Annotated in this window: 22 protein-coding genes; 11 read left to right on the top strand and 11 right to left on the bottom strand. The window is 53.2% G+C overall.

Features of this window, described 5'->3' with window-relative positions; all coding sequences use genetic code 11:
• Positions 1–4: 4 nt before the first annotated feature.
• The 4 genes from A3L09_RS05380 to A3L09_RS05365 all read right to left on the bottom strand — a co-directional run bounded on the left by A3L09_RS05380 (position 5) and on the right by A3L09_RS05365 (position 4,866).
• Positions 5–901: an ABC transporter permease gene (locus A3L09_RS05380; protein ID WP_088857978.1), complete on the bottom strand. Its 897-nt coding sequence runs from the start codon at positions 899–901 to the stop codon at positions 5–7.
• Complete coding sequence (locus A3L09_RS05375) at positions 901–1,962, bottom strand: ABC transporter permease (protein WP_088857977.1); 1,062 nt, start codon at positions 1,960–1,962, stop codon at positions 901–903. Before A3L09_RS05375 ends, A3L09_RS05380 begins: the two co-directional genes overlap by 1 nt.
• A complete protein-coding gene (locus A3L09_RS05370) occupies positions 1,931–3,457 on the bottom strand; it encodes an ABC transporter ATP-binding protein (protein ID WP_088858995.1) in 1,527 nt (508 codons plus the stop codon). Before A3L09_RS05370 ends, A3L09_RS05375 begins: the two co-directional genes overlap by 32 nt.
• Before the next feature lie 71 nt (positions 3,458–3,528).
• Complete coding sequence (locus tag A3L09_RS05365) at positions 3,529–4,866, bottom strand: BMP family lipoprotein (RefSeq protein WP_088857976.1); 1,338 nt, start codon at positions 4,864–4,866, stop codon at positions 3,529–3,531.
• 173 nt (positions 4,867–5,039) lie between these two features.
• On the opposite strand from A3L09_RS05365, the gene A3L09_RS05360 reads away from it, so the two are divergent.
• Positions 5,040–5,501 (top strand): hypothetical protein, encoded by a 462-nt coding sequence (locus A3L09_RS05360; RefSeq protein WP_232473591.1) that lies wholly within the window; start codon positions 5,040–5,042, stop codon positions 5,499–5,501.
• 97 nt (positions 5,502–5,598) lie between these two features.
• The gene (gene ftsY / locus A3L09_RS05355) at positions 5,599–6,627 is read left to right on the top strand and encodes a signal recognition particle-docking protein FtsY (protein ID WP_088857975.1); all 1,029 of its coding nucleotides are present in this window, start codon (positions 5,599–5,601) and stop codon (positions 6,625–6,627) included.
• 39 nt (positions 6,628–6,666) lie between these two features.
• Here the strand turns inward: ftsY and A3L09_RS05350 are convergent, their stop codons facing one another.
• Positions 6,667–7,473: a sugar phosphate isomerase/epimerase family protein gene (locus tag A3L09_RS05350; RefSeq protein ID WP_088857974.1), complete on the bottom strand. Its 807-nt coding sequence runs from the start codon at positions 7,471–7,473 to the stop codon at positions 6,667–6,669.
• Positions 7,474–7,572: 99 nt separating this feature from the next.
• On the opposite strand from A3L09_RS05350, the gene A3L09_RS05345 reads away from it, so the two are divergent.
• The 7 genes from A3L09_RS05345 (at position 7,573) to A3L09_RS05315 (ending at position 16,394) form a co-directional block, all read left to right on the top strand.
• The gene (locus A3L09_RS05345) at positions 7,573–8,169 is read left to right on the top strand and encodes a glutaredoxin (protein ID WP_088857973.1); all 597 of its coding nucleotides are present in this window, start codon (positions 7,573–7,575) and stop codon (positions 8,167–8,169) included.
• A gap of 106 nt (positions 8,170–8,275) precedes the next feature.
• Positions 8,276–8,893, top strand: a complete 618-nt coding sequence (gene scpB / locus A3L09_RS05340) for an SMC-Scp complex subunit ScpB (RefSeq protein WP_088857972.1) — start codon at positions 8,276–8,278, stop codon at positions 8,891–8,893.
• A gap of 95 nt (positions 8,894–8,988) precedes the next feature.
• Positions 8,989–10,335, top strand: coding sequence for an ATP-binding protein (locus A3L09_RS05335; RefSeq protein WP_232473589.1), 1,347 nt, complete (start codon positions 8,989–8,991; stop codon positions 10,333–10,335).
• Between the two features lie 79 nt (positions 10,336–10,414).
• The gene (locus A3L09_RS11020) at positions 10,415–13,900 is read left to right on the top strand and encodes a PEGA domain-containing protein (RefSeq protein ID WP_088857970.1); all 3,486 of its coding nucleotides are present in this window, start codon (positions 10,415–10,417) and stop codon (positions 13,898–13,900) included.
• Between the two features lie 216 nt (positions 13,901–14,116).
• Positions 14,117–15,196: an OB-fold nucleic acid binding domain-containing protein gene (locus A3L09_RS05325; RefSeq protein WP_088857969.1), complete on the top strand. Its 1,080-nt coding sequence runs from the start codon at positions 14,117–14,119 to the stop codon at positions 15,194–15,196.
• A gap of 5 nt (positions 15,197–15,201) precedes the next feature.
• A complete protein-coding gene (locus A3L09_RS05320) occupies positions 15,202–15,591 on the top strand; it encodes a replication protein RepA (RefSeq protein ID WP_088857968.1) in 390 nt (129 codons plus the stop codon).
• Positions 15,588–16,394: an OB-fold nucleic acid binding domain-containing protein gene (locus tag A3L09_RS05315; protein ID WP_088857967.1), complete on the top strand. Its 807-nt coding sequence runs from the start codon at positions 15,588–15,590 to the stop codon at positions 16,392–16,394. Before A3L09_RS05320 ends, A3L09_RS05315 begins: the two co-directional genes overlap by 4 nt.
• Positions 16,395–16,444: 50 nt before the next feature.
• Here A3L09_RS05315 and A3L09_RS05310 read toward each other — a convergent pair whose 3' ends face one another.
• Genes A3L09_RS05310 through A3L09_RS05300 form a run of 3 tightly spaced genes read right to left on the bottom strand, consistent with a single transcriptional unit; the run spans position 16,445 to position 18,805 of the window.
• A complete protein-coding gene (locus A3L09_RS05310; RefSeq protein ID WP_088857966.1) occupies positions 16,445–16,825 on the bottom strand; it encodes a ribonucleoside-triphosphate reductase in 381 nt (126 codons plus the stop codon).
• Between the two features lie 10 nt (positions 16,826–16,835).
• Positions 16,836–17,666 carry a geranylgeranylglycerol-phosphate geranylgeranyltransferase gene (locus A3L09_RS05305; protein ID WP_088857965.1) on the bottom strand — a complete coding sequence of 277 codons (831 nt, stop codon included), beginning with the start codon at positions 17,664–17,666 and terminating at the stop codon, positions 16,836–16,838.
• 44 nt (positions 17,667–17,710) lie between these two features.
• Positions 17,711–18,805, bottom strand: coding sequence for a Clp1/GlmU family protein (locus A3L09_RS05300; RefSeq protein WP_088857964.1), 1,095 nt, complete (start codon positions 18,803–18,805; stop codon positions 17,711–17,713).
• A 125-nt stretch (positions 18,806–18,930) separates the two neighbouring features.
• On the opposite strand from A3L09_RS05300, the gene A3L09_RS05295 reads away from it, so the two are divergent.
• Positions 18,931–19,392: a helix-turn-helix domain-containing protein gene (locus tag A3L09_RS05295; protein WP_394335187.1), complete on the top strand. Its 462-nt coding sequence runs from the start codon at positions 18,931–18,933 to the stop codon at positions 19,390–19,392.
• Here A3L09_RS05295 and engB read toward each other — a convergent pair.
• Complete coding sequence (gene engB / locus A3L09_RS05290) at positions 19,339–19,950, bottom strand: GTP-binding protein EngB (RefSeq protein ID WP_088857962.1); 612 nt, start codon at positions 19,948–19,950, stop codon at positions 19,339–19,341. The two genes, A3L09_RS05295 and engB, sit on opposite strands and share 54 nt — an antisense overlap.
• A gap of 91 nt (positions 19,951–20,041) precedes the next feature.
• Between engB and A3L09_RS05285 the strand changes: the two genes are divergently transcribed.
• Positions 20,042–20,695, top strand: a complete 654-nt coding sequence (locus A3L09_RS05285; protein ID WP_088857961.1) for a hypothetical protein — start codon at positions 20,042–20,044, stop codon at positions 20,693–20,695.
• Between the two features lie 24 nt (positions 20,696–20,719).
• Here A3L09_RS05285 and A3L09_RS11145 read toward each other — a convergent pair whose 3' ends face one another.
• Together A3L09_RS11145 and A3L09_RS10850 are read right to left on the bottom strand one after the other, a co-directional pair.
• A complete protein-coding gene (locus A3L09_RS11145; RefSeq protein ID WP_394335186.1) occupies positions 20,720–21,151 on the bottom strand; it encodes a sulfite exporter TauE/SafE family protein in 432 nt (143 codons plus the stop codon).
• The gene (locus A3L09_RS10850) at positions 21,091–21,411 is read right to left on the bottom strand and encodes a hypothetical protein (RefSeq protein ID WP_157727202.1); all 321 of its coding nucleotides are present in this window, start codon (positions 21,409–21,411) and stop codon (positions 21,091–21,093) included. Before A3L09_RS10850 ends, A3L09_RS11145 begins: the two co-directional genes overlap by 61 nt.
• Positions 21,412–21,443 lie beyond the last annotated feature (32 nt).

Below are 21,443 nucleotides of genomic sequence, written 5' to 3'. Positions count from 1 at the left end.
GGGATCACTCCCTCTTGTAGGGCCTTCCGTCCCATTTGGGCGGCTTTGCCTTTCCTATTATTCCCGCGACGATTATCAGGGTCATTATGTAGGGCAGCATGTAGATAAACTGCTCCGGTACCATGTGCTTCGGTGCCAGCCACGTAGCTAATGCGTCGAAGAATCCGAAGAGCCAGCCGCCGATGAGCGAAATCAGCGGGTTCCAGTTGCTGAAGACCATGTTGGCGAGTGCTATGAAGCCCCTTCCCCCGGACATCGTCTTGTGGACCATCCCAAGCCAGTCCACGCTCATGTATGCCCCCGCCAGTCCAGCTAGAGCGTGGCCGTAGACCGTCGACCAGAAGCGGTACTTCTCGACGTTTATTCCGAGCGCATCCGCCGCCTCTGGGTTCTCACCAACGGAGCGGACGCGGAGGCCGAGCGGGGTCTTGAAGAGCACCCACCATGTCACCAGGGCGATCACCACCGTGATGATGACCATGGGGCTTATCTCACCGTTGTGGCCCAGCTTAATGTGCCACAGCTTTGCCGAATCGGGGAGCTGGTGCTGACCGGCGGTTCCCCAGTAGGCTATGATTCCGAAGGGAACCAGGCCCGCGGCCAGCAGGTTTATTCCTATGCCGGGAATGACGTGGTCTCCCTTGAGGTAGACCGTGAGGGCCCCGTGGAGCATTCCAAAGAGCACCCCAACCAGAATACCACCAAGGAGGCCCACGCTCGCATGTCCCGTCATCTCCGCGAATATGGCCCCAAAGAATGCGCTGGCAAGAAGGACGCCCTCGTAGCCTATGCTGACGACTCCGGCCCTCTCGCTCCAAGCGGCTCCGACGCTCGTCAGGACTATGGGGACCATTGCCATGAGGGAGGTTTTGAGTATGAAGATGATCGCTCCCGCGTCCATCAGGCAGCCCCCCTCTTAACGCTCTTCTTCAGCAGATCGTAGAGGCCGGGGATGGCGACGGTGATGATTATGATGCCCTGGATAACCTTGACTATCTCAAGGGGAACACCAGTCTGCTGCATCGATGAGGTTCCCGCCTTCAGCATTCCGAAGAAGATCGCCGAGAGTATTATGCCGAGCGGGTGGTTCCTGCCGACGAGGGAGACGCCGATTCCGTCGAAGCCGAAGCCGTAGATGTTCGCCCCACCCTGGCTTATGGCGTATCCAGGAAACTCACTCATTATCTTCATCGCTCCACCAAGGCCGCTCGCCATCCCTCCGATTACAAAAGACCAGATGATAGCCATCTTCGGGTTAATTCCCCCGTATCTAGCCGCCCTCTGGTTGTAGCCGCTGGCCCTCATTCCAAAGCCCAGGGTTGTGTGCCAGAGGATAAAGTACGTAACCACAGCCGCCAGCACCGCGATGAAGAAGCCCCATGACAGAATGGTGTCTCCGATGAGGGGAAGCCTCGCGCTATCTGGGACCTTTATAGTCTTGATTGGGTTCATGGGGTTTGCATAGGGACCGACTATCAGGTAGAGCATTAAGTACCAGCCTATCCAGTTGAGCATTATGGTGGAGATGACCTCGTGAACCCCGCGGTAGACTTTAAGCAGAGCAGCCGGGAGGGCCCAGAGGGCGCCGAGGATCATTCCCATCAGCAGACCGAACCAGAGGTTGCCCCAGATGTTCGTGAAGGCTATCGCCGCTATGGCTCCAAAGTAGAAGGAGCTCTCGGCACCGATGTTGAAGATTCCCGTTCTGGCTCCGACTGCAAAGGTCAGGGCCGTTAGGAGGATCGGGGTTGAGTAGTGAAGAGTAGCGGCGATGTTGTCGGTTGACTCGAGGCCTCCCCTAAAGAGGGCGCTGTACGCTTTAACGGGGTCGTAGCCGAAAGCAACTAGGATAACCGCGCCTATGGCGAAGCCGATGGCTATTGCTATGAGACTCTCGACGAAGGCTTTCACGTTGATCTTGGAGAGTACATCACTCACTCCTGGCTTTTCCGAGCTCTTCATAGCGGATACCTCCCATCATCATGCCTATCTCTTCGATAGTAACTTCCTCAGGCTTTACAACGCCCATGAACTCTCCCTCGTAGATTATCCCCATCCTGTCGCTCAGCTGGAGAACCTCATCCAGGTCGGCCGAAACGAGGAGAACGGCCTTTCCCTCGTTCCTCAGCCTCACGAGGTAGTTCCTTATGTACTCCGTTGATGCGACGTCAACACCCCTCGTCGGCTGGGAGGCCACGATCAGAACAGGCTCCTTGCTGACCTCCCTTGCCACGATGAGCTTCTGCTGGTTGCCCCCGCTAAGGCTCTTTACCGGAGCTCCTGTTCCAGGCGCGGAGATGTCAAAGTCCTCGATCAACTTTTCCGCGTGTTGTCTGGCTTTTCCCCAGTGGATAACCCCCTTCCAGCGCTGGAACTTCTTCCTCCACTGGAGACCCAAGATGGAGTTCTCCGTCACCGTCATGTCGAGGATGAGCCCCATGTTGGTCCTGTCCTCGGGGATGTGGGCCATCCCCATGTCGTAGAGCTCCTTTGGGGATCTCCCGGTTATAGGGGTGTTGTTCAGGACAACCTCCCCCTTCTCTGGCTTTCTCAGCCCGGTGATAGTTTCAATGAGCTCGGTCTGTCCGTTGCCTTCCACGCCGGCTATGCCGAATATTTCGCCTTCTCTAACCTCAAAGGACAGACCCTTTACCGCCTCTTCCCCCCTGTCACCCTTGACCCAGAGGTCCCTCACCTGAAGGACGGGTTTTCCAGGCTCCTTCGGCGGCTTCTCTATCCTCAGAACCACGTCCCTCCCGACCATCATCTTTGCCAGGAGCTGCGGCGTTGCCTCGCTCGTGTTGACGGTTCCTATAACCTCCCCCTTTCTGATCACGGTAACGCGGTCGGTTATCTCCATTACCTCGTTGAGCTTGTGGCTGATGAATATTATCGTCTTCCCCTCGCTCTTGAGCTTCCTGAGAACCTGGAACAGCTCTTCGACCTCTATTGGCGTCAGAACGGCCGTGGGCTCATCTAGGATGAGGACGTCAACGTCCCTGTAGAGCATCTTGAGAATCTCGACCCTCTGCTGAACCCCGACAGGTAGATCCTCGATCGGGACATCGAGGGGAACCTGAAAGTTGAGGTCGTTCATGAGTTTCTGGAGCTTTTCCCTTGCCTTCCCAACGTCGATCTTGGAGAGAAGACCGTGACCCTCCATACCGAGGATGATGTTGTGTAGAGCGTCAAAAACCTCAACGAGGGTGAAGTGCTGGTGAACCATACCGATGCCCATCGCAATGGCATCGGAGGGGCTCTTAAAACGAACTTCCTGCCCCTTCACAACGATTTTACCAGAAGTCGGTTTGAGCATGCCAAAGAGGATCTTCATTAAAGTCGTCTTTCCGGCTCCGTTCTCGCCGAGGAGACCCAGGATTTCTCCGGGATAAACGGTGAGATTCACGCCCCTAAGGGCTTTGGTTCCGTCCGAATAGACTTTGACTATATCCTTCATCTCTATGATCGGCTGTCCTTCCCGGCTCACAGAAACACCCCCTCAAAATGGAAGAGAGAATAAAAGAAAGGTCAGCCCGCGAGCTGCTCCATCTCCTGCCAGGTGCCGGCGCTCCTGATCTTCTCGATTCCGTCCTTGTTGGTCGGAGCCGGAACCTTGATCTCCCCGCTGATGATCTTCTGCTGGAGCTCGTCGACGGCCTGCCATATCCAGTCGGGAACCTGCTTCCTCGTGTTCTCAAGGAACTGCCTCAGCTCGTCCTTGCTGTTGAAGCCGAGCTCCTTGAGCTTGTCCTTCTGGCGGTCCTCGGGGAGGGAGTTGAACATGGTCATAACGTCGTCGACGGTGCTGAGCTTGACACCGCCCTCCTTGAGACCGAGCTCAAGGGCCCCGCCCTTGAAGCTACCGTCGAGGGCAGCCTTGACGGCGTTGTAGACACCGACGTCAACGCGCTTCATCATGCTAGCTATGATGACTCCCGGCTTGATCCAGTCCTGGGCTGAGTCAACACCGATGGCGAAAGGCGGTCCCATCTTCTTATCCCCGTGGGACTTTAGGTATTCCTGAACCGCGTTGAAGACTCCGAGACCGGTTCCACCGGCGACCTGGTATATTACCCATGCCCCATCCTGGAGCTGGGCGTCGGCCGCGGCCTTACCCTTGGCGGCATCGTTGAAGGATCCGGTGTACTGGTAGATGACGTCTATACTAACGTCCTTGCCCTGCTTCTGCTTGTAGTAGTCCTCGGCCCACTTGACACCGAAGCGGTAGCCGGCCTCGAACTTGTAGAGAACGGGTATCTCCATACCCAGAACGATTCCAACCTTGTTCTTGTTGTCGTTGGCCGCTATGAGGGCCGCGAGGGCACCGGCAAGGGCGGAACCCTCGTTCTCCTTGAACTTGATGCTCATAACGTTCGGCCTGTCGTAAACGTCACCATCAACGATTGCAAACTTCTGGTCGGGGTACTTCTTGGAGATTGCCTCAACCGACTCGGTCATCATGAAGCCAACGGCTATTATGAGGGCGTACTTCTTCTCTTTGGCGAGGGTCTCAAGGTTCTTGTAGTAGTCGTCCTCACTGCTGCTCTGGAGCTCGACGAGCTGGAGGTTGAAGTCCTTCGCGGCCTTGCTGGCCCCGAGGTAGGCCATATCGTTGAAGCTCAGGTCTCCCCTGCCGCCAACGTCATAAACGATGGCTATGGCGCCCTTGTATCCCTGGCCTGAGGTTGCGGTCTGGCTTGGGCTTTGGGTTGTGGTACCAGTTCCAGAGGCCTCGGTGGAGGTCTTGGTTGGGCTTGAGCTGGTGGTGCTGGTCTTTCCGCCTCCACCGCCGCCGATACAGCCGCTGGCCACGACGCTAAATCCTACGAGCCCTATCAACAACAGGGCAAAGATGGCTTTCTTCATGCAAACACCCCTAAATTGGTTGTCGGTGATGATGACACCGCCCCAGATATATAGTTTGCGGTTTGTCGAGTTCGTAAATGAAAGTTGTTGCCATACATAGAAATTCTGACGAAAAACTTTTGAATTCCCGCCCGTTAATAGTTTAAAACTCCGATTTGTGAGGGGGTGTGGGAGTGCCGCTGAAACTGACAGACCTAGTTTACCTCAAATCAGGGAGAATAATGATGACGGGAAACGCCAAGAGGCTCGCGAGGATATTCCTGAACGAGTGGGGAAGAGAAGGGTGGAAAATACTGGCCGAGAGCCTGCCATTCCAAGTTGAAGGAGAGGTTTTCATAGGGGATCCCCTGGAAAATCCGGGCTTTGACGCCTACCTCATCGTGAATCCCCTCTCTAGATCGAAAACCGCCCAGGAAAAGCTCTACTCATGGCTTGAGTCGAATCGGGATAAGCTTGTTCTCCTCTACGAGGGCAAGTACATTGGCGATTCGATAAGCCGGTACAGGATACGGTTTTTCGTCGATTACCTCGTGGCCTACAGGCGTGAAACCGTTGACACCGAAGTGGTCAACCTATATAAGCTCGAGAACGGTGAGGTGGTTGAGTCCTCGAAACTTGTTAGGAAAGGCCGATGATGTGTGGCTTCGGGTCTGAGCTGTGATGACACCAGCTATCGCTGAGGCGTCCGATACTCATATATAGGAATAAGTTGCCCGGTGAGCGGTGGTGAGAATGTTCGGGAAGCTCAGGGAGAAGCTTAAGAAGTTCACAAAGCAGGTCGAGGAGAAGGTTGAGGAAGAAGAGAAGAAGCTTCCTGAGGTAGGAACAAAGCCCGCTGAAGCTGAGAAGAAAGAAGAGGTTTCCGCAAAGGAAGAGAAAAAACCAGGTTTTCTTGGAAAGCTCCTCCAGGTTGAGATAAAGGAGAAGGACGTGGAGAGGGCCCTTGAGGATCTGGAGATAGAGCTCCTTGAGGCGGACGTTGCTTTAGAAGTCGTTGACGAGCTGAGGGAGAGCATAAAGAGGAAGCTCGTGGGGAGGAAGGTTAGAATCGGAACAGACAAGGGCAAGATCATCGAGGGGGCCGTTAAGGAGGCCGTTCTTGAAGTCCTAACTCCACCGAAGAGGATCGACCTTCTGGAGGAGATCAAAAAGAAGGGAGAAAAGCCCTACGTGATAGTCTTCGTCGGCTTCAACGGCTCCGGGAAGACGACCACCATAGCCAAGCTTGCCCACTGGCTCAAGAAGAACGGTCTGGGCGTTGTCATAGCGGCCAGCGACACCTTCCGTGCGGGGGCGATAGAGCAGGTGGAACAGCACGCGAAGAACGTTGGCGTTAAGGTGATAAAGCACTCCTACGGGGCCGACCCAGCGGCAGTCGCCTACGACGCCATCCAGCACGCCAAGGCCAGGGGGATCGATGTGGTGCTCGTCGATACCGCAGGTAGGAACGAGCTGAACAGAAACCTCATGGACGAGATGAAGAAGATCGTCCGCGTCACCAAGCCCGATCTTGTCGTCTTCGTCGGGGATTCCCTGGCGGGCAACTCGATAATAGAGCAGGCCAGGCAGTTCAACGAGGCGGTTAGGATAGACGGGGTCATACTCACCAAGCTAGATGCCGATGCAAGGGGAGGAGCAGCTTTGAGCATAAGCCACGCGATAGGCGCTCCAATTCTCTTCGTGGGCGTTGGTCAGGGCTACGACGACCTGAGGCCCTTCGACGAGAAGTGGTTCGTCGACCTGATCTTTGGAGAGGAGTGAGCCCCCCTCCCGACTTTAAATTTAAAGAGTTTAAAAGGTTCAGAGGCTCGTCAGGAGCTCTATCAATCCTTTTTTCGTCGGTATCTTTGAGAACTTCTCGGGATCCTTGACCTTCAGGAGTATTGGAACGTCCCCGAAGAGCTTGAGAACCTTGCCGAAGGGTATCTTCCCCTCCCCGGGGAGCAGGTGCAGGTCACCGACGCCGTACGCCAGGGCATCCTCCGGCTCGACCTGGGGGAAGAGCTTCCCGAAGTTGTCGTGTATCATCAGGATGATCGTTTTGTCGGTTCCGAGCTTGACGTCCTCAAGTAGTTTGTTCTCGTCACCCTGGGCGCTCAGGAAGGCGTGTGCAACGTCGAGGGCAAAGCCCACGTTGTCCCTCCCAACGTTGTCAACCACGTATAGGGTGTCCTTAACGCTGTAAGTGTTCTCCAGGGCTATCTTTATTCCAAAGGGCTTCACCATGTCCGCGAGCTGCTGGAGGGCCTCTATCTCAAGGTCAAGCCTTCCGGTCTTGCCGCTCTGCATGACTATAACCTTGGCCCCGAGCTTTATGGAGACGTCCGCTATGGCTTTGGCCACGCGGAAGTGCCTGGTGTGGTAGATGTGATCCCTGAGGTTCATTGAGGTGGGCATCCTTATGATGTAGTCTATTCCAACCCCCTTCAGGGTGTTCTCAATGTTCCGGAGCTTCTTCTCAACGACCTGGCCGTTGACGATCAGTCCAAGGGTGTGCGGGAACACCGAGACGAAGTCGTACTCCTTTATCTTAACGTCCGCCAGTATCGACGCGAGGGTCTTGTCCTTCGTTATGAACTGGGGATATATCGTGACGCCTATCTCCATTCCCTTCACCTTGATTAATGCACGTCCGCGGAGTATAAAAATCTGGTGGAGGGAGAAACGTTATAACGCTCGGGAGGTATTTTGAATGGTGATATAGAAATGAAGAAGTTAAAGTCCGCGTTTGCCATCCTCCTGATCCTCTCCATCCTGCTCCTCCCGCTGGCGAGCGCGGCGGATTGGAAGTTTGAGAAATCAAAGATCCACTTCTACATGTACGGCATGAGCACCTGCCCACACTGCAGGCACATGAAGAAGCTGATACCGGAAACATACGGATACGACAGGTTCACCTACTACGAACTCAACGGGAACCAGCACAACGGGAAAGTCCTTACCAACATCAGCAGGCTGACGGGTATAACCGGTGTCCCGGCCATCGGGATTGTTTACGACGGTAAGCTGGTGGGAATCATCGAGGGCGAGTACAACGTCAGCGCAACCCCCGAGATAGTTAGGATCGCCCTTCAAAACAACGGCACCCTTTTGTTCGTTGGCGGAAAAACCTACCTCCTCCCATGGAACAGCACGAAAAGCATGGAAACCGTGAACAAGCTCTACTACCTCTTCGTTAAGGCGGGAGAACCGGAGAAGCTCCCCACAACAACATCCAGCGAAGGGGGAAGCGGCATCTGCGGGCCGGGGTTCGTAGCCCTAGCCGCTCTCACTCCAATGGTTTTTGTAAGAAGAAAGAAGTGATCTCCCGTTTTCTCTTGATTTTTGTGCTTTCATGGACGATACGCCCCCACCCAACACCCCAAACCTTTATTTAACTAAGCGCCCAAACCCTTCGGTGGTGAGAATCATGGGACTGCTCGAAGACAAGGCCCTCGTCGAGGCTGCACTTTTCGTTTCTGGAAGACCCCTCAGTCTGAAGGAGCTCTCAAAGGCCCTTGGGATAAAATCCATTGACTACCTCGAAAAGCTCATAGAGCTGATAGCGGCCGAGTACGCGGAGAGGAAGAGCGCGATAGAGATTGTCAGGGTTCTCGGGGACAAATACGTTATGCAGGTGAAGCAGGAGTACAGCCAGAGGGTAATTCACCTCATGCCCAGACCCGACCTCAGGACGGGTGAGCTCAAGACTCTCGCCTTGATAGCCTACCTCCAGCCGATAGAGCAGAGTAAGATAATCAAACTCCGCGGAAGCCAGGCCTACGAGCACATAAAGAAGCTTGTTGAGATGGGACTTGTTTACGCGGAGCCCTACGAGAGGACCAAACTTCTGGGAACGACTCAGAAGTTCGCTGAGCTCTACGGCTTCCCTGAGAACGACCCGAACGTCATCAAGGAGGCCTTCAAGAGGGTCGTGCACGCGGAGTACACCGACATCATTGCCAAGCTGGAAGGGAAGGAAGAGAATGAAGGATCTCAAGGGGAAGTTCAGGAAGGTCAAGAGCCCGCTGGTGAGGAAGTAAGTTGAACGAGCATGAGGAATATTAAGAGGTTGGGAGCTGATCCTCAACATTTTTATACCTGTTAGGTATTATACCTGCCAGGTATAAACAACGGCCGGGGATGACCATGAAGTTCTACGACAGGGAGAAGGAGGTTGAACTCCTGAGGAAGGCTAAGAGAGCTGCGATAATAGGGAGGAGAAGAGTGGGGAAGACGAGACTCGTGGAGGAGGCCCTAAATCCCATAACGCTCTTCATACCAGCAGAGAAGAACGAGGCCCTGATATGTAGGGACTGGCTGGAGGAGATAAGGGAAAGGCGCTACATCCCGGAGATAGGCACCATGAAGGGCATCGTAGAGTTCCTGATGAGGGAGGGGGAGACCGTCTTCATAGATGAGCTCCAGAATGCTCTCAAAGTTAATCCCTCCTTCGTCTATGACCTCCAGAGGCTCCTCGACAAGCACCGGGAGGCGAAGCTCGTTGTTACGGGCTCCCTAATCTCAATGTCAAAGAAGCTCATAGAGGACTACAACAGCCCTCTCTACGGCAGGTTCGACATCGTGGTGAAGCTGAGGGAGCTTGACTTTCAAACCGTCCTGGAGATTATGAAAGACCTCGGCTATGGTGTTGAGGATGCCGTTAAGATGTGGGCGGTTTTCGGCGGGCTTCCGAAGTACTACGAGACCCTTGAGCGCTTTTCAATGCCCGTTGAGGACTTCATAAGGACGATGTTCTTTGAGGAGCCTTATCCAATGTTCCCTGAGGTAATGCTCATGCTCAAGGAGGAGCTTGGGAAGGAGTACCGAACTTACTTCAGCATCCTCCAGGCGATAAGCGAGGGAAAGCACACCCTCGGCGAGATATCCTCCCACCTCTCGGTGAAGGAAACGAGCCTCACCAAGTACCTCCACGCGCTTGAGAAGGACTACGAGCTGATCGTGAAGAAGAAGGACGCCTTCGGGAGGGGCAGAAACCGCTATTATATCTCTCAGAACCTCGTTCACTTCTGGTTCCGCTTCCTCTGGAGGAACTACGGGAAGATCGAGCGGGGGGCGCTGAGGTGGAACGATAACGAGTTCAACTCATACATCGGGAGGAAGGTTGAGGAGCTAATAGAAGCGCTGGCAGATCTCTTTGTTCCCTTTGAGATTGAAAGCCGGGGAAAGCTGTGGGGAAAGTTCAAGGATAAAGAGAAGGGAAAGGAGTCATTCGAGATAGACGTTGTGGCCGTTGGGAGGGGCGAGGCAGCCTTCTTTGAGGTTAAGTGGGAAGAGCTGAACAGGAAGGAGGCCGAGAGGGAGCTTGAGTGGTTAGGGGAGAGGATAAAAGCCACTGGGTACAGGGGGAAGGCCTTCCCAATCCTCGTGGCGAGGAAGGTTAAAGGGAAGAAAGGGCTTGAGGGAGTTTACGACCTTTGGGATTTGGAAGAAGTTTTAAAGGAAAAATCAAGGAAAACACTCCCATAAGGTTAAGTTAGGAAGATTTTGAAGATGAAGGGAAAAGTTTTTTCTTTTCCACGTTCACAAAACGCTGAAGGTGAGGGAGATGAGAAGGCTCATCACGCTGGTACTTGCCGCCGTTCTGGTGGGGTCGCTCGTAATACTTCCAACGAAAGCCGTCGCAGGAGACAACTATTACTGGGCTAAGAGCTACGGCGGGGCTGGCACTGACGTTATCAATGACGTCAAGATTTGGTCGGACGGGAGTATTATCGCGGTTGGTTATACCAACTCAACCGGAGCAGGAGGATACGACGCTTTTGTGATGAAGCTCAACCCAGATGGAAGCCTCGCTTGGGCAAAAACATACGGTGGAAGCAAAAATGACTCAGCTTCAGCAGTTGCTATTGCCAATAACGGGGACATTATCGTAGCAGGCTGGACTGAAAGTTTCGGCGCTGGGGGTAAAGATGTTTGGGTTTTGAAGCTTGACGAGAATGGGAGTATAAAATGGCAGAAAACTTATGGGGGAGAGTATGATGACGAAGCTCATGCAGTCACTATAGCTCCAAATGCGGGCATTATCGTTGCTGGATACACTAGGAGTTTTAGAACTAACGGACCCAATGTTTGGATTCTTCGTCTGGACGAGAACGGAAAGGTGGAGTGGCAGAAGACTTATGGGGGAAGTAGTATCGATAGGGCTTACGCGATTGCCTTGGCTAACAACGGAGACATCATTGTGGCAGGAGAAACGTGGAGTTTTGACGTTGCATATGGTGATGTTTGGGTTCTCAGACTTGACGGGAATGGAAACATAAAATGGCAGAAAACTTACGGAGGGAAAGACAACGATTGGGCTTACGCAGTCACCATTGCTCCAAATGGAGACATTATCCTCGTTGGAGAGACTCGTAGCTTTGGTGCTGGTAATAATGACGCCTGGATTTTGAGACTTGACGAGAATGGGAACATTAAATGGCAGAAAACTTATGGGGGAGATATTTATGATGAGGCTTATGCGGTTGCCATCGCTTCCAACGGAGATATTATTATAGCTGGAGTAACTTCAAACTTTGGTGCTCGCGGGACTGATGTTTGGGTTCTCAGGCTTGATGATAATGGGAACATTAAATGGGAAAAGATCTATGGTGGAAACGATTTTGATGATGCTCACGCAGTTGCTATCATGGATAATGGGAATATCATCATCGCAGGAGACAATGGAGCAGAACCTACCATCCTTGATGTTGGAGCAGATGCTTGGCTCCTCCGCCTCCCACCGGACGGGAACCTTCCCGGCTGTAGCTTCTACAAAGACTCAAACGCCCAGATTAATGAGCCTTACCCAACCATTGAAGACTCAAACGCAGAAATCCACGAGACTAACGCCGAAGTTGAATACTCAAACGCCTATCCTCATTCATGGAGTCCACAGGTGGAGACGCAGTATGGGCCCGCAACCCTCTCAGTTAGCTCTGAGCCAAGTGGAGCAGGAGTTTACATTAACGGGACCTATGAAGGGGTAACACCATTAACTTTAACCCTCAATCCCGGAACCTATCAGGTAAAACTCTCCAAAGAGAACTACAAGGACTACACTACCACAGTAACCCTTGCTCCAATGGAAAACAAGACAATAACAGCCCAGCTAACCCCCAAACCAGCGACTCTCTCGGTTAATTCAGATCCAGCAGGTGCTAAGGTTTACGTTAACGGAACTTACGAGGGGATAACCCCATTAAATCTGACCCTCAGCCCCGGGACGTATCGGATAAAACTCTCTAAAGAGGATTACGAGAATTATACCACCACAATAACCCTTAACCCAGGGGAGAGCAAGACGATCTCTCCAGTACTATCACCTCTTTTCGGTTACTTATCAATAACTTCCCCTGAAGGAGCTAAAGTTTACGTTGATGGTTCACTCATCGGCACGACTCCAATCACAGACTACAAGTTGCCGAAGGGCAAGCACGAGTTAAAACTTGTTAAAGAGGGTTATGAGGGTTATTCCGCGAACATTACGATAACGGGCGGGAAAACCCTCTCGCTCACTCCACAATTGAAGCCCATAATCAAGACTACCACAAGCACAACAGCGACCACTACAACAACTACCACAACCACTACAACATCAAACCTCATTCAGTCTTCAACTTCCCCATCATCAACGACTCCGGTAAGCTCCTCTTCAACAGGATTCTCATCAAAACTCCTCTACGCTCTCGGAACAATCCTCATCCTTGCTCTCATAGGAGGGATAGCTGCAAAGGCAAGGGGCGGGAAGAAACCCAGTGAACCCTCTCGGAGACCAGAGGCCACACAAGGAAAACACCCCGCCCAAGAACATATGGAGAGCCCCACACCACAACTGGCAGCAACTTCAGCATCTCAACCATCGAACTATCATCCGGAATTCCCGGCAGAACTCCTCAACAAGTACGAGCCCTTAGAATTCCTCGGTGAGGGCGGCTTCGCCAAAGTTTACAAAGTAAGGAGAAAGAAAGACGGCCAAATCGTGGCCCTTAAAATCCCGCGTATAGATGAGAAGACGAGCAAGACCTTCCTCAGGGAAGTATCCACATGGTTACAGCTCGACCATCCGAACATCGTCAAACTCTACGACGCGGACATCCTCCCAGTACCGCACCTTGAAATGGAGTACGTTGAGGGCTTCAAACTGAACGGAAAGACCATCAGAGACCTGGAAAAGTACCCGAAGCCCGTTGATGAAAGCACTGCACTGAGACTCGTCAGGGGAATTGCCGAAGGATTAAAACACGCCCACTCTAAAGGAATCTACCACCGTGATTTAAAGCCTCAAAACGTCCTCCTCAAGAGCGATTTAACTCCCAAAATAACTGACTGGGGCCTGGCAAAAATTGGAACAATGAGCTCAAGCAGGAGCGTAATGGGCTACACTCCCCTTTACGCGGCTCCAGAGCACCTCCTGCCCGGAAAATACGGCCACACGGACGCGAGAACCGATATCTGGCAGTTGGGCGTCATATTCTACGAGCTCCTAACTGGAAAGCTTCCCTTTGAGGGCTACACCTATGAAGAGGTCTTCGGAAAGATAGTTGACGAAACTTACAGGTTCACTCCACCATCAAAGATCGATCCGGAGCTGGCAAAATACGATGAAATCTTCGAGAAGCTCTTAGCCAAAAGGAAGGAGGAGCGCTATCAGAGCGTTGACGAGTTCTTAAAAGACGTTGGAAAGCTTGAAGAAGTTGAGAGGCGGAAAGCTGAGCTGGAAAGCGAAGTCCAAGAACTCAAAAAGACCCTCAGCTGGAGTGTTTCGGCACTGAAGAAGAGCACAACACCAGAGGAAATTCGGAAAAACAGGAGAATAGTAGTTGAAACACTCGGAAAACTGGCCCTCGCGTACGCGCAACTCAACAACAAAGCCGAACTCCTCAACACCCTCAACGACCTCAAGTTCTACACGGTGAAGAACTTGAACGACCTCCTCAGCGCGATAAGCACGGCCGAGACCCTCTTGAAAGAGAACCTCCCTGTTAGCGAAGACTTCATAGAAAGACTGAAAGTTTTAGTTCACGAAATAAAACGGGAAAACGAGACGTGAGGCAATTAAGTCCCCCTCCGGCCATTTTCATTTCTTCAATGATAACCAGAAGTGAGTTGTCTAGATCCTTGGGCCGAAGCACAAGAACGAGATGCTAATGCCCTCAAACGGGCCAAAGAGGGCACTACACGTTGCGGCAGGTTCTCACTTCTCCGGCTCTCCAAAAGCCGGAAAGGTTTAAATACGGGGACATGAATTACCATCTAGGTGAGTTTTATGGCAGTGCTTACAAAGGAGGACATCCTCAAACTCGTCCGGTCAAAGACCGGCATGAGTGAGGGAGAGATAGAGAAAAAACTCAAGGAGATCATGAAGCGTGAGGGTGTCGGAGAACACGCCGCTGCGCTTCTCCTTGCAGAGGAACTTGGAATCAGTCTTGAAGAGGAGGAAGAGGCCCTTAAGCTCGGAGACCTTGTTCCCGGGATGACCGGCGTCAACGTCGTGGGCAGGGTTCTCAGGAAGTATCCACCAAGGGAATACACGAGGAGGGACGGCGGAAAAGGCGTTGTGGCCAACCTCATCATTTACGACGCCACAGGAAAGGTCAGGCTCGTCCTGTGGGACTCGCAGTTTGGAAAGTACTACAACGAAATAAACCCCGGCGACGTCGTTAAGGTCATCAACCCGAGCGTCCGCGAGGGGAGAAACGGAGTTGAGCTCCACGTCAACTTCAGAAGCAGGATAATCGTTAACCCGACCGACGATCCCCGCGTTGAGGAGATACCGCCCATTGAAGAGGTCAGGAGCTACAACTACAAGCGCGTTAAGATAGGCGACCTCATGGGAGGAGAGAAGTTCATAGAGCTGAGGGGAACTGTGGCTAGACTCTACCGCGTCACAGTTTACGACGCCTGCCCCCAGTGCAGGAGGAAGGTTGACTACGATCCAGCCACCGAGACATGGATCTGCCCGGAGCACGGTGAAGTCGAACCGGTTAAGATGACCGTCGTTGACTTCGGCCTCGACGACGGAAGCGGCTACATAAGGGTTACACTCTTCGGGGACGAGGCGGCGGATCTTCTCGGCGTGGATCCCGAGGAGATCTACGAGAAGCAGAAGGAACTGATCGAGGCCGGGGCTACTCCCAAGGAGGCCTCCAGAAAGCTCGCGGAGGAGGAGTTCTACACGGTTCTCGGGAAGGAGATAGTGACGAGGGGCAACGTCATCGACGACAAGTTCTTCGGTCTCATCCTGAAGGCCTTCGGCTGGGACGAGATAGACTTCAAGAGGGAGATCTCCATCGAGAGGAGCCAGCTCAGGGAAGCTTTAAAGAGGCTCGAAGAGGTTGAGGGGTGATCTAGATGGAAGTTGAAGGCGAGCCCAGGTTCAGGCGGAGGAAGCCCGCCGTTGAGAGGAAGATCGCCGAGATAAAGGAAGACGACACGCGCGTCGCCCTCATAGGAAAGGCCTTCAAGATAGACAAAATGGACTATACCTTCTGGCTCGACGACGGAACCGGTGTCATTCTTATCGAGAGCGAGGAGAACGTGCTTCCAGAGCCAGGACAGCTTGTAAGGGTTATCGGCAGGGTCATCAGGAACGACGAAGGGATCCACATTTATGGGGAGGTGCTCCAGGACTTCAGCGGCGCTGATCTGGAGAGCTTAGAGGAGATACAGAAGCTAGAGAGGGAGTACCTCCCGAAGATAGAGGCAAAGACTGCCTTCTGGGAAGGGGGTGAGGAGGCATGAAGAAGCGCCTGCCAGCCAGCAGGGTCTACCTGCGGGACATCATAGACGGCTACTACATAAAGAGCGACGGCGACCTGGAGCCGAACTACATCATAACCAAAGACGCCAGGAAAGTCTACCGCGTTAAAGTGGTTGCCACCGTTGTGCGCGAGCCTTTCATAAGCGACGACGAGACCTACGGCAAGTTCCAGATCGACGATGGAACCGGGACCATATGGGTTCTCGCCTTCCGCGACAACACCCGCTTCGTCAAGCTCGTCAAGAAGGGTGATCTCGTTCAGGTAATCGGAAAGGTTGCCGAGTGGCGCGACGACAAGCAGATACTCGTTGAGGGCGTTTCCACGGTTCACCCGAACATGATGATCCTCCACCGCTTTGAGACCCTCAAGGAGAAGGCCGAACACGCGAGAAAGGCCAGGATAGCCTTCGACATCTACGACCGCTACGGCATAACCGCCAAGGCAAAGGTAATAGCCAAGAACAAGGGGGTGGATGAGGATCTTCTCCTCACCATAGACGAGCTCTACACACTGATGCTTGAGCAGAGGAGCGCGGAGCTTGAGGAGGAGCTCTTTGAGGAGCCGGTCGAGGAGGAAAAGCCCGAGGAGAACCCAGAACTCGAAAAGGCTAAGAAAGCCGTCATGGATCTCCTCACAGAGAAAGGAAAACCACTCTCCCACCGCTTCATCGTTAAGAAGCTCTCAAAGGACTTCGATGAGGAGATAGTCGAGGAGGCAATAACCCAGCTGCTCGCCGAGGGGGAGATCTACGAGCCGGAGACCGGTTATTACGAGCCCCTTTGAGGCTCTACTTTGTCCATTTTCTTTCGACCTCAAAGGAAAAGAAAAAGCGGTCAGTACTGCTCCCTCATGGTTCTTATCACCGGGTCGTGTATGAGCGTCGACGTTATGCTGTCCACCATACGGAAGAACTCTTCCTTACCTCTTTCAAGATCCATGTTCTCTATTTTTATCAGGGAGTACTCGCTCCCCAGAACCCACTTTCCGAGGATTATCTTCTCCCTTCCATCCTTGACGGCGTCGATCCTTATGAGGCCGTAGGGTATGTCCGCCGTCCACCAGTTGGCTTTGAACGTTATCCTCCAGCCGGCCTCCTCTACTGCGTTTGAGAGCTCTTTCATAGTCTCTCCCGGGCCGTGGGGAGTTTTGAAAGTGATCACGGTCCAGAGCCCTTCGCTCTCCAGGTTTTTGACGATTTCGTCCTTAAACTCCATTCTCACCACCTCACACGAGTGCAGCTATCAGGAAGGCCATAACGGCCAGGAATATGCTCACCTTGAGCAGGATCTGGGATCTGTGAGCGGTTCTTTTATCTTGGTTCCTGGCTATCAGATAAACCGCGTAGAGAATAATGAGATCCACGGGAACCATGGCGTAGTACCCCACTCCGACTCCCGCCCTCACGGGAAGGAAAGAGGCTATAACCGTGGCTATTCCGAAGCCAGCTCCCACATAGGCCGCTTTTTTTGGCCCGATTATTATCGGCAGTGTCTTTGCCCCCTTCTGAAGGTCACCCTTCATATCCTCAATGTCCTTGACGACCTCCCTGGCGACGTTGACGAGGAAGGCACAGACGGCCAGGGTTCCAGCAAGTCCAAACCTGCCAACTGCGATGGCCCCGTAGAGGGGCGTAGCTCCGGTCAGGGTAGCAACGGCGAGATTGCCTATGAACGGCATCGGTTTGAGCTTCCACGCGTAGAGGAACATGAGGACGTAAGCGGCGAGGGCGAAGAGGAAGGCGTAAGTTGATATCAACCACGCCGTCAGGAGGCCAATGGCGAAGAGAAACATCGCGTACCAGAAAGCCGTTTTTCTGCTCATCGCACCCCTGGGAAGGGGTCTCTCCGGCCTGTTGATGCTGTCTATCTCGTAGTCGAAGTAGTCGTTTATCGTGTTCCCACCAGCGCATCCGAGGGTCACCACTAGAAACACCAGCAACGCAGTTTTTATTTGGGGAACGGAGCCGAGGGCAACGATGGAACCCAGAATACCGACTATGCCAGCCAAGGAGCAGTTGTGCGGCCTGGTTATCTCTACAAAAGCCCTGACCTCCATTAGACGCACCTAATAAAAATCGGGGGGAGATTTAAAAATGTTTGCTAAAGCTCATCGCGCATCAGAAGACCCAGCTCCTCCCCCGTTTCTGTGACCCTTATCCTTCCAAACCGTATTTCAGTGGCTTTGGCGAGCTCTCCTTCGCTCAGAGGGGTCAAGACCTCAAGCTTCCCCTCGCTCAGCCTCGGCCACTTCAGAATGCCCAGCCCAAGGCACAGCCCCCTCCCGTCTATGAACCCTACCAGGAGGTTGCTGAGGGACTCAAAATCCACTGCCTTGATGACGGAGCGGTTGTAATACCGCTTTCCATCGTCCCCCGCTTTTATTACGGCGTATTCCTCCTTTCCTTTCCATCCGTCCAGCACTACCCATCCGTGGATCCTCTCTATAAGCTCCCTCTCCTCGGGTGTAAGGGGCCTCCCTGAAAACATTGAAGTCCCTGAGACTCTGAGATGGGAGAGATCTACCTCAACCGTTCTGGAGCCTTCGAAGTACTTCCTCCATTTGACCCTTCTGATCTCCCTCCTCTCAGCTGGATCGTATCTTCTGACCTCCCCGCTCCTCTGGAGAAGAAACGTGTTGGTCAGATTGGAGACGCTATCCATCAGCCTCCTTATGTCCCCCTCCCTCTCGCCTTTTCCCTTAATAAAAACCGTTAAGTCGGGTTCTGTGGCCTCTATCTTGAGCCTCTTAAGGTCAAATCCCCGGCCGCTGATGAAGCCCGTTGTGTCAATCAGGACAACGTCTGCCATTGACTTTCCCAGCTCAACGAGCCTCTTGACCCCAACCACCGTCTCTGCTGTATGCTGGCTTGGAGTCGTTGTCCCTATGAAGTAATGCGCAACCGGCGCTACCTCGTTCAGGTTTGAAAACCTCCCACCAGCGATCCCGAGGCTTATCGTTGCAGGCGGTAGGATACCCTTCTGTCCAACGTCGCTGTCGACGATGGCAACCCTGTATCCTTTCCCTATCAGCTCGTTGGCCACGAAGGTCAGGGTAGTGGTCTTTCCGCTGTCAACGTCGCCGATGAACATGACGACTTTTGCCCTGCTCTTGTCAATGATCTCAACCAGCTGAAGCCTGTCCTCAGGCACGTTCCGTGTGTAAACGGCCTTGTTTGAGGTGATTTCTCCCTCCATGCTCTCCCCTGCCTGATCTTATGGGAAAGACTTATAAAATTCTCTGCCCCTCTACTCAGTGTTGCTTGACAAAATAAAACCAGAAATGCTAACTGAGTAAAGCTGATCGCATGGAGGTGAATTCGATGGAAAGGGAATCCCTTACCCCAAGGCAGGTCAAACTTCTGAAGAAGCTCTACGAAGAGGGCAAACCCGTTGAAGTTTACACCGTGGAGAAGACTCAGGATGAGCTGGCCAACGAGCTTGGAATAACCCGGCAGGCACTCAGCAATCACCTCAAGGTCCTCAAGGAGCTCGGCTACATAAGGACCGGCAGGGGCTTTATAGACCTGACCGATAAGGCCCTTGAACTCCTCGGAGAGAGGAAAGGGGACGTGTTCGTTTTCGTCCGCATTGAGCCCACCAAGAGGAAGCACGTCTATGAAACCCTTCAAAAGATGAGAATAAAGAGGATCTACCGCGTCACCGGTGACATTGACCTCATCATTGAGGCTGACAAGAGCAAGCTCGATGAAATCCTTGAGGAGATAGCCTCACTCGACGGGGTCAGAGAGACCATCACCCACGTCGTTCTCGAGGTTCTCTGAGGCTTTCTTCCCCTTTTCCAGGGTCTCGCTTATGGCCCTTCTCAGGGTTTCAATGTTCCTCCCGAACTTTGCTGAAATAGGAATGATTATCCTCCTGGCCTCGGTGTGGGTTATCCCAAACTTCTCGGCGAGAAAGTTCACGGTTCCCTCGACGTTCCTAACCCTGTCCACCTTGTTGAGCGCCACCAGCGTCGGGATCTCAAGCTCCCTGAGGAACTGGAAGAACTCAACGTCTATCGGTATCTCCCCCCGGTTCTCCCACCTTTCTATTATCTCCGGGGCGGCTTTTCCGTCTATTACCAGGACGGCGAGCTCTATTTCTTCAGCGTGATCCTCTATAAAGTGGACTATCTCATCCTTCACCCTCTCCTGAACCCTCTTGGGGACCCCGCTCATGAAGCCGAAGCCCGGCATGTCGATGACCCTCTTGCCCCTCCAGTTTATCTCAATCGGTCTCCTCGTTACTCCAGGTCTTTTTCCCCTCCTGACCTCCTTCCCTGTGAGCCTGTGGATCAGAGTGCTCTTCCCAACGTTCGATCTCCCCACGAATATTATCACCCTCTCACCCCCATTCCTCTGTGGTGGAGGGTTAATAAACTCTTGCGGAAAAGTTAAGTATTTGAAAGAAGCACTTTAACCGGTGGTGCTTATGGTAACTGGAAGCGATCGCGCTAATCAGCTGGTGAACAAGTTCGTTATCTCGCTGACCACGGGTAGGATACTCGGCTACGTTACCGATATCAACGTTGAGGTCGAGGGTACGAAGTTCTACTTCATTCTCAAGATGAAGATAGTCGAGAACCTCGGTAAAGGCCAGGGAGTCTTCACAAACGAGACCAAAATCAGGATAGAGCCGGGGGACATAGTGAACGTTGGACCCGACGTTATAATCCTCGGTGATGGAAAGGTTCCCCCGCTGAGGGAGATAGAACACATGACCCAGCTCCAGAGCGAGTACGAGGATCTTGCAAGCCAGCTGAGGGAGAAGGAGACCCTTCTCAAGAGCCTGAAGGAGGAGAACTCCCAGCTGAGGCGTCAGCTCGACGAGGCCCAGAGGGAGCTCAGGCGCTACGAGGTCATGAAAGAGGACTTCGAGCACCTCAAGGAGCAGCTGATCCGCCAGGAGGGCCAGCTTGAGATGGCCAGGGAGTACATAAAGCTCCTTGAGGGAATAAGACACGACATCGATCAGATGAAGGAGCTCCTGGAAAAGCTGGTCTCGGAGGCCCTTGAGAGCACAGTCCGGGGCGTTATAGACGAGGAGCTCAACGCAAGGGGACTGAAGAAGACGGGATTCATATGAGTCCCCACTTTTCTCCCGCTCATGTTATCCTCCAGGGGCCTTAATGGTGTTGTGGCAACATGGGCGATAGACCACTTGAGCCTCCCGCTTCCAAGTTTTAGGACGATCCTGGCACCAAGCCACGCGCCAACGCAGACCGGAACGACAACCGGGAGAAGCAGGGCGTAGTCTATCTAACCCCCTAAGCCCGTACACTGCGGTCGCGACAAAATTGTTGAAAAAGATGAGGGCCTTCGCCGTACCGTTGGCCTTCAGCATGTCCATTCCGAAAAAGGCCTTCAATGCTGCTATCACTATGAGCGTTGATGCTATTCCCAGAATTCCGATGTAGACCCCGATGAAGAACCCCACCCCTGAGACCCAGGCGGAACTGGTCTTCTTCATCCCATTCCCACTCACCTCCGAGTCCGGTGGGATCGAGAAATACAGTCCCACAAGGAGCAGAGCCAGCGACACAGCACCGGCCGGTTCCACAGGGAGAGACGAGAAGAGATAACTGCCCCTACTGCCCCCGGGACGGAGAAGGTAATCAGATACAGAGCGGTTCTCACCTCAATGGCACCGCCGCGGTAGTAAGTCAGCGCAGAGCCAACGGCGCTCTGCACAGGGATTCCTAGAAAGGTCAGCAAGAAGAATATCACGATGCTCCCGCCGCTCATGAGGGAGCCAATGAAGCCGGCTGAGAGGGATATGGTAGCAAGTATCAGGATTCTCATGTGCCTGAGTGGGTGAAATTTCTCAAATGGTT

Origin of the sequence: Thermococcus profundus, assembly GCF_002214585.1 — an archaeon.
Classification (GTDB): domain Archaea; phylum Methanobacteriota_B; class Thermococci; order Thermococcales; family Thermococcaceae; genus Thermococcus; species Thermococcus profundus.
This window is presented reverse-complemented; position numbering and strand designations above follow the sequence as displayed.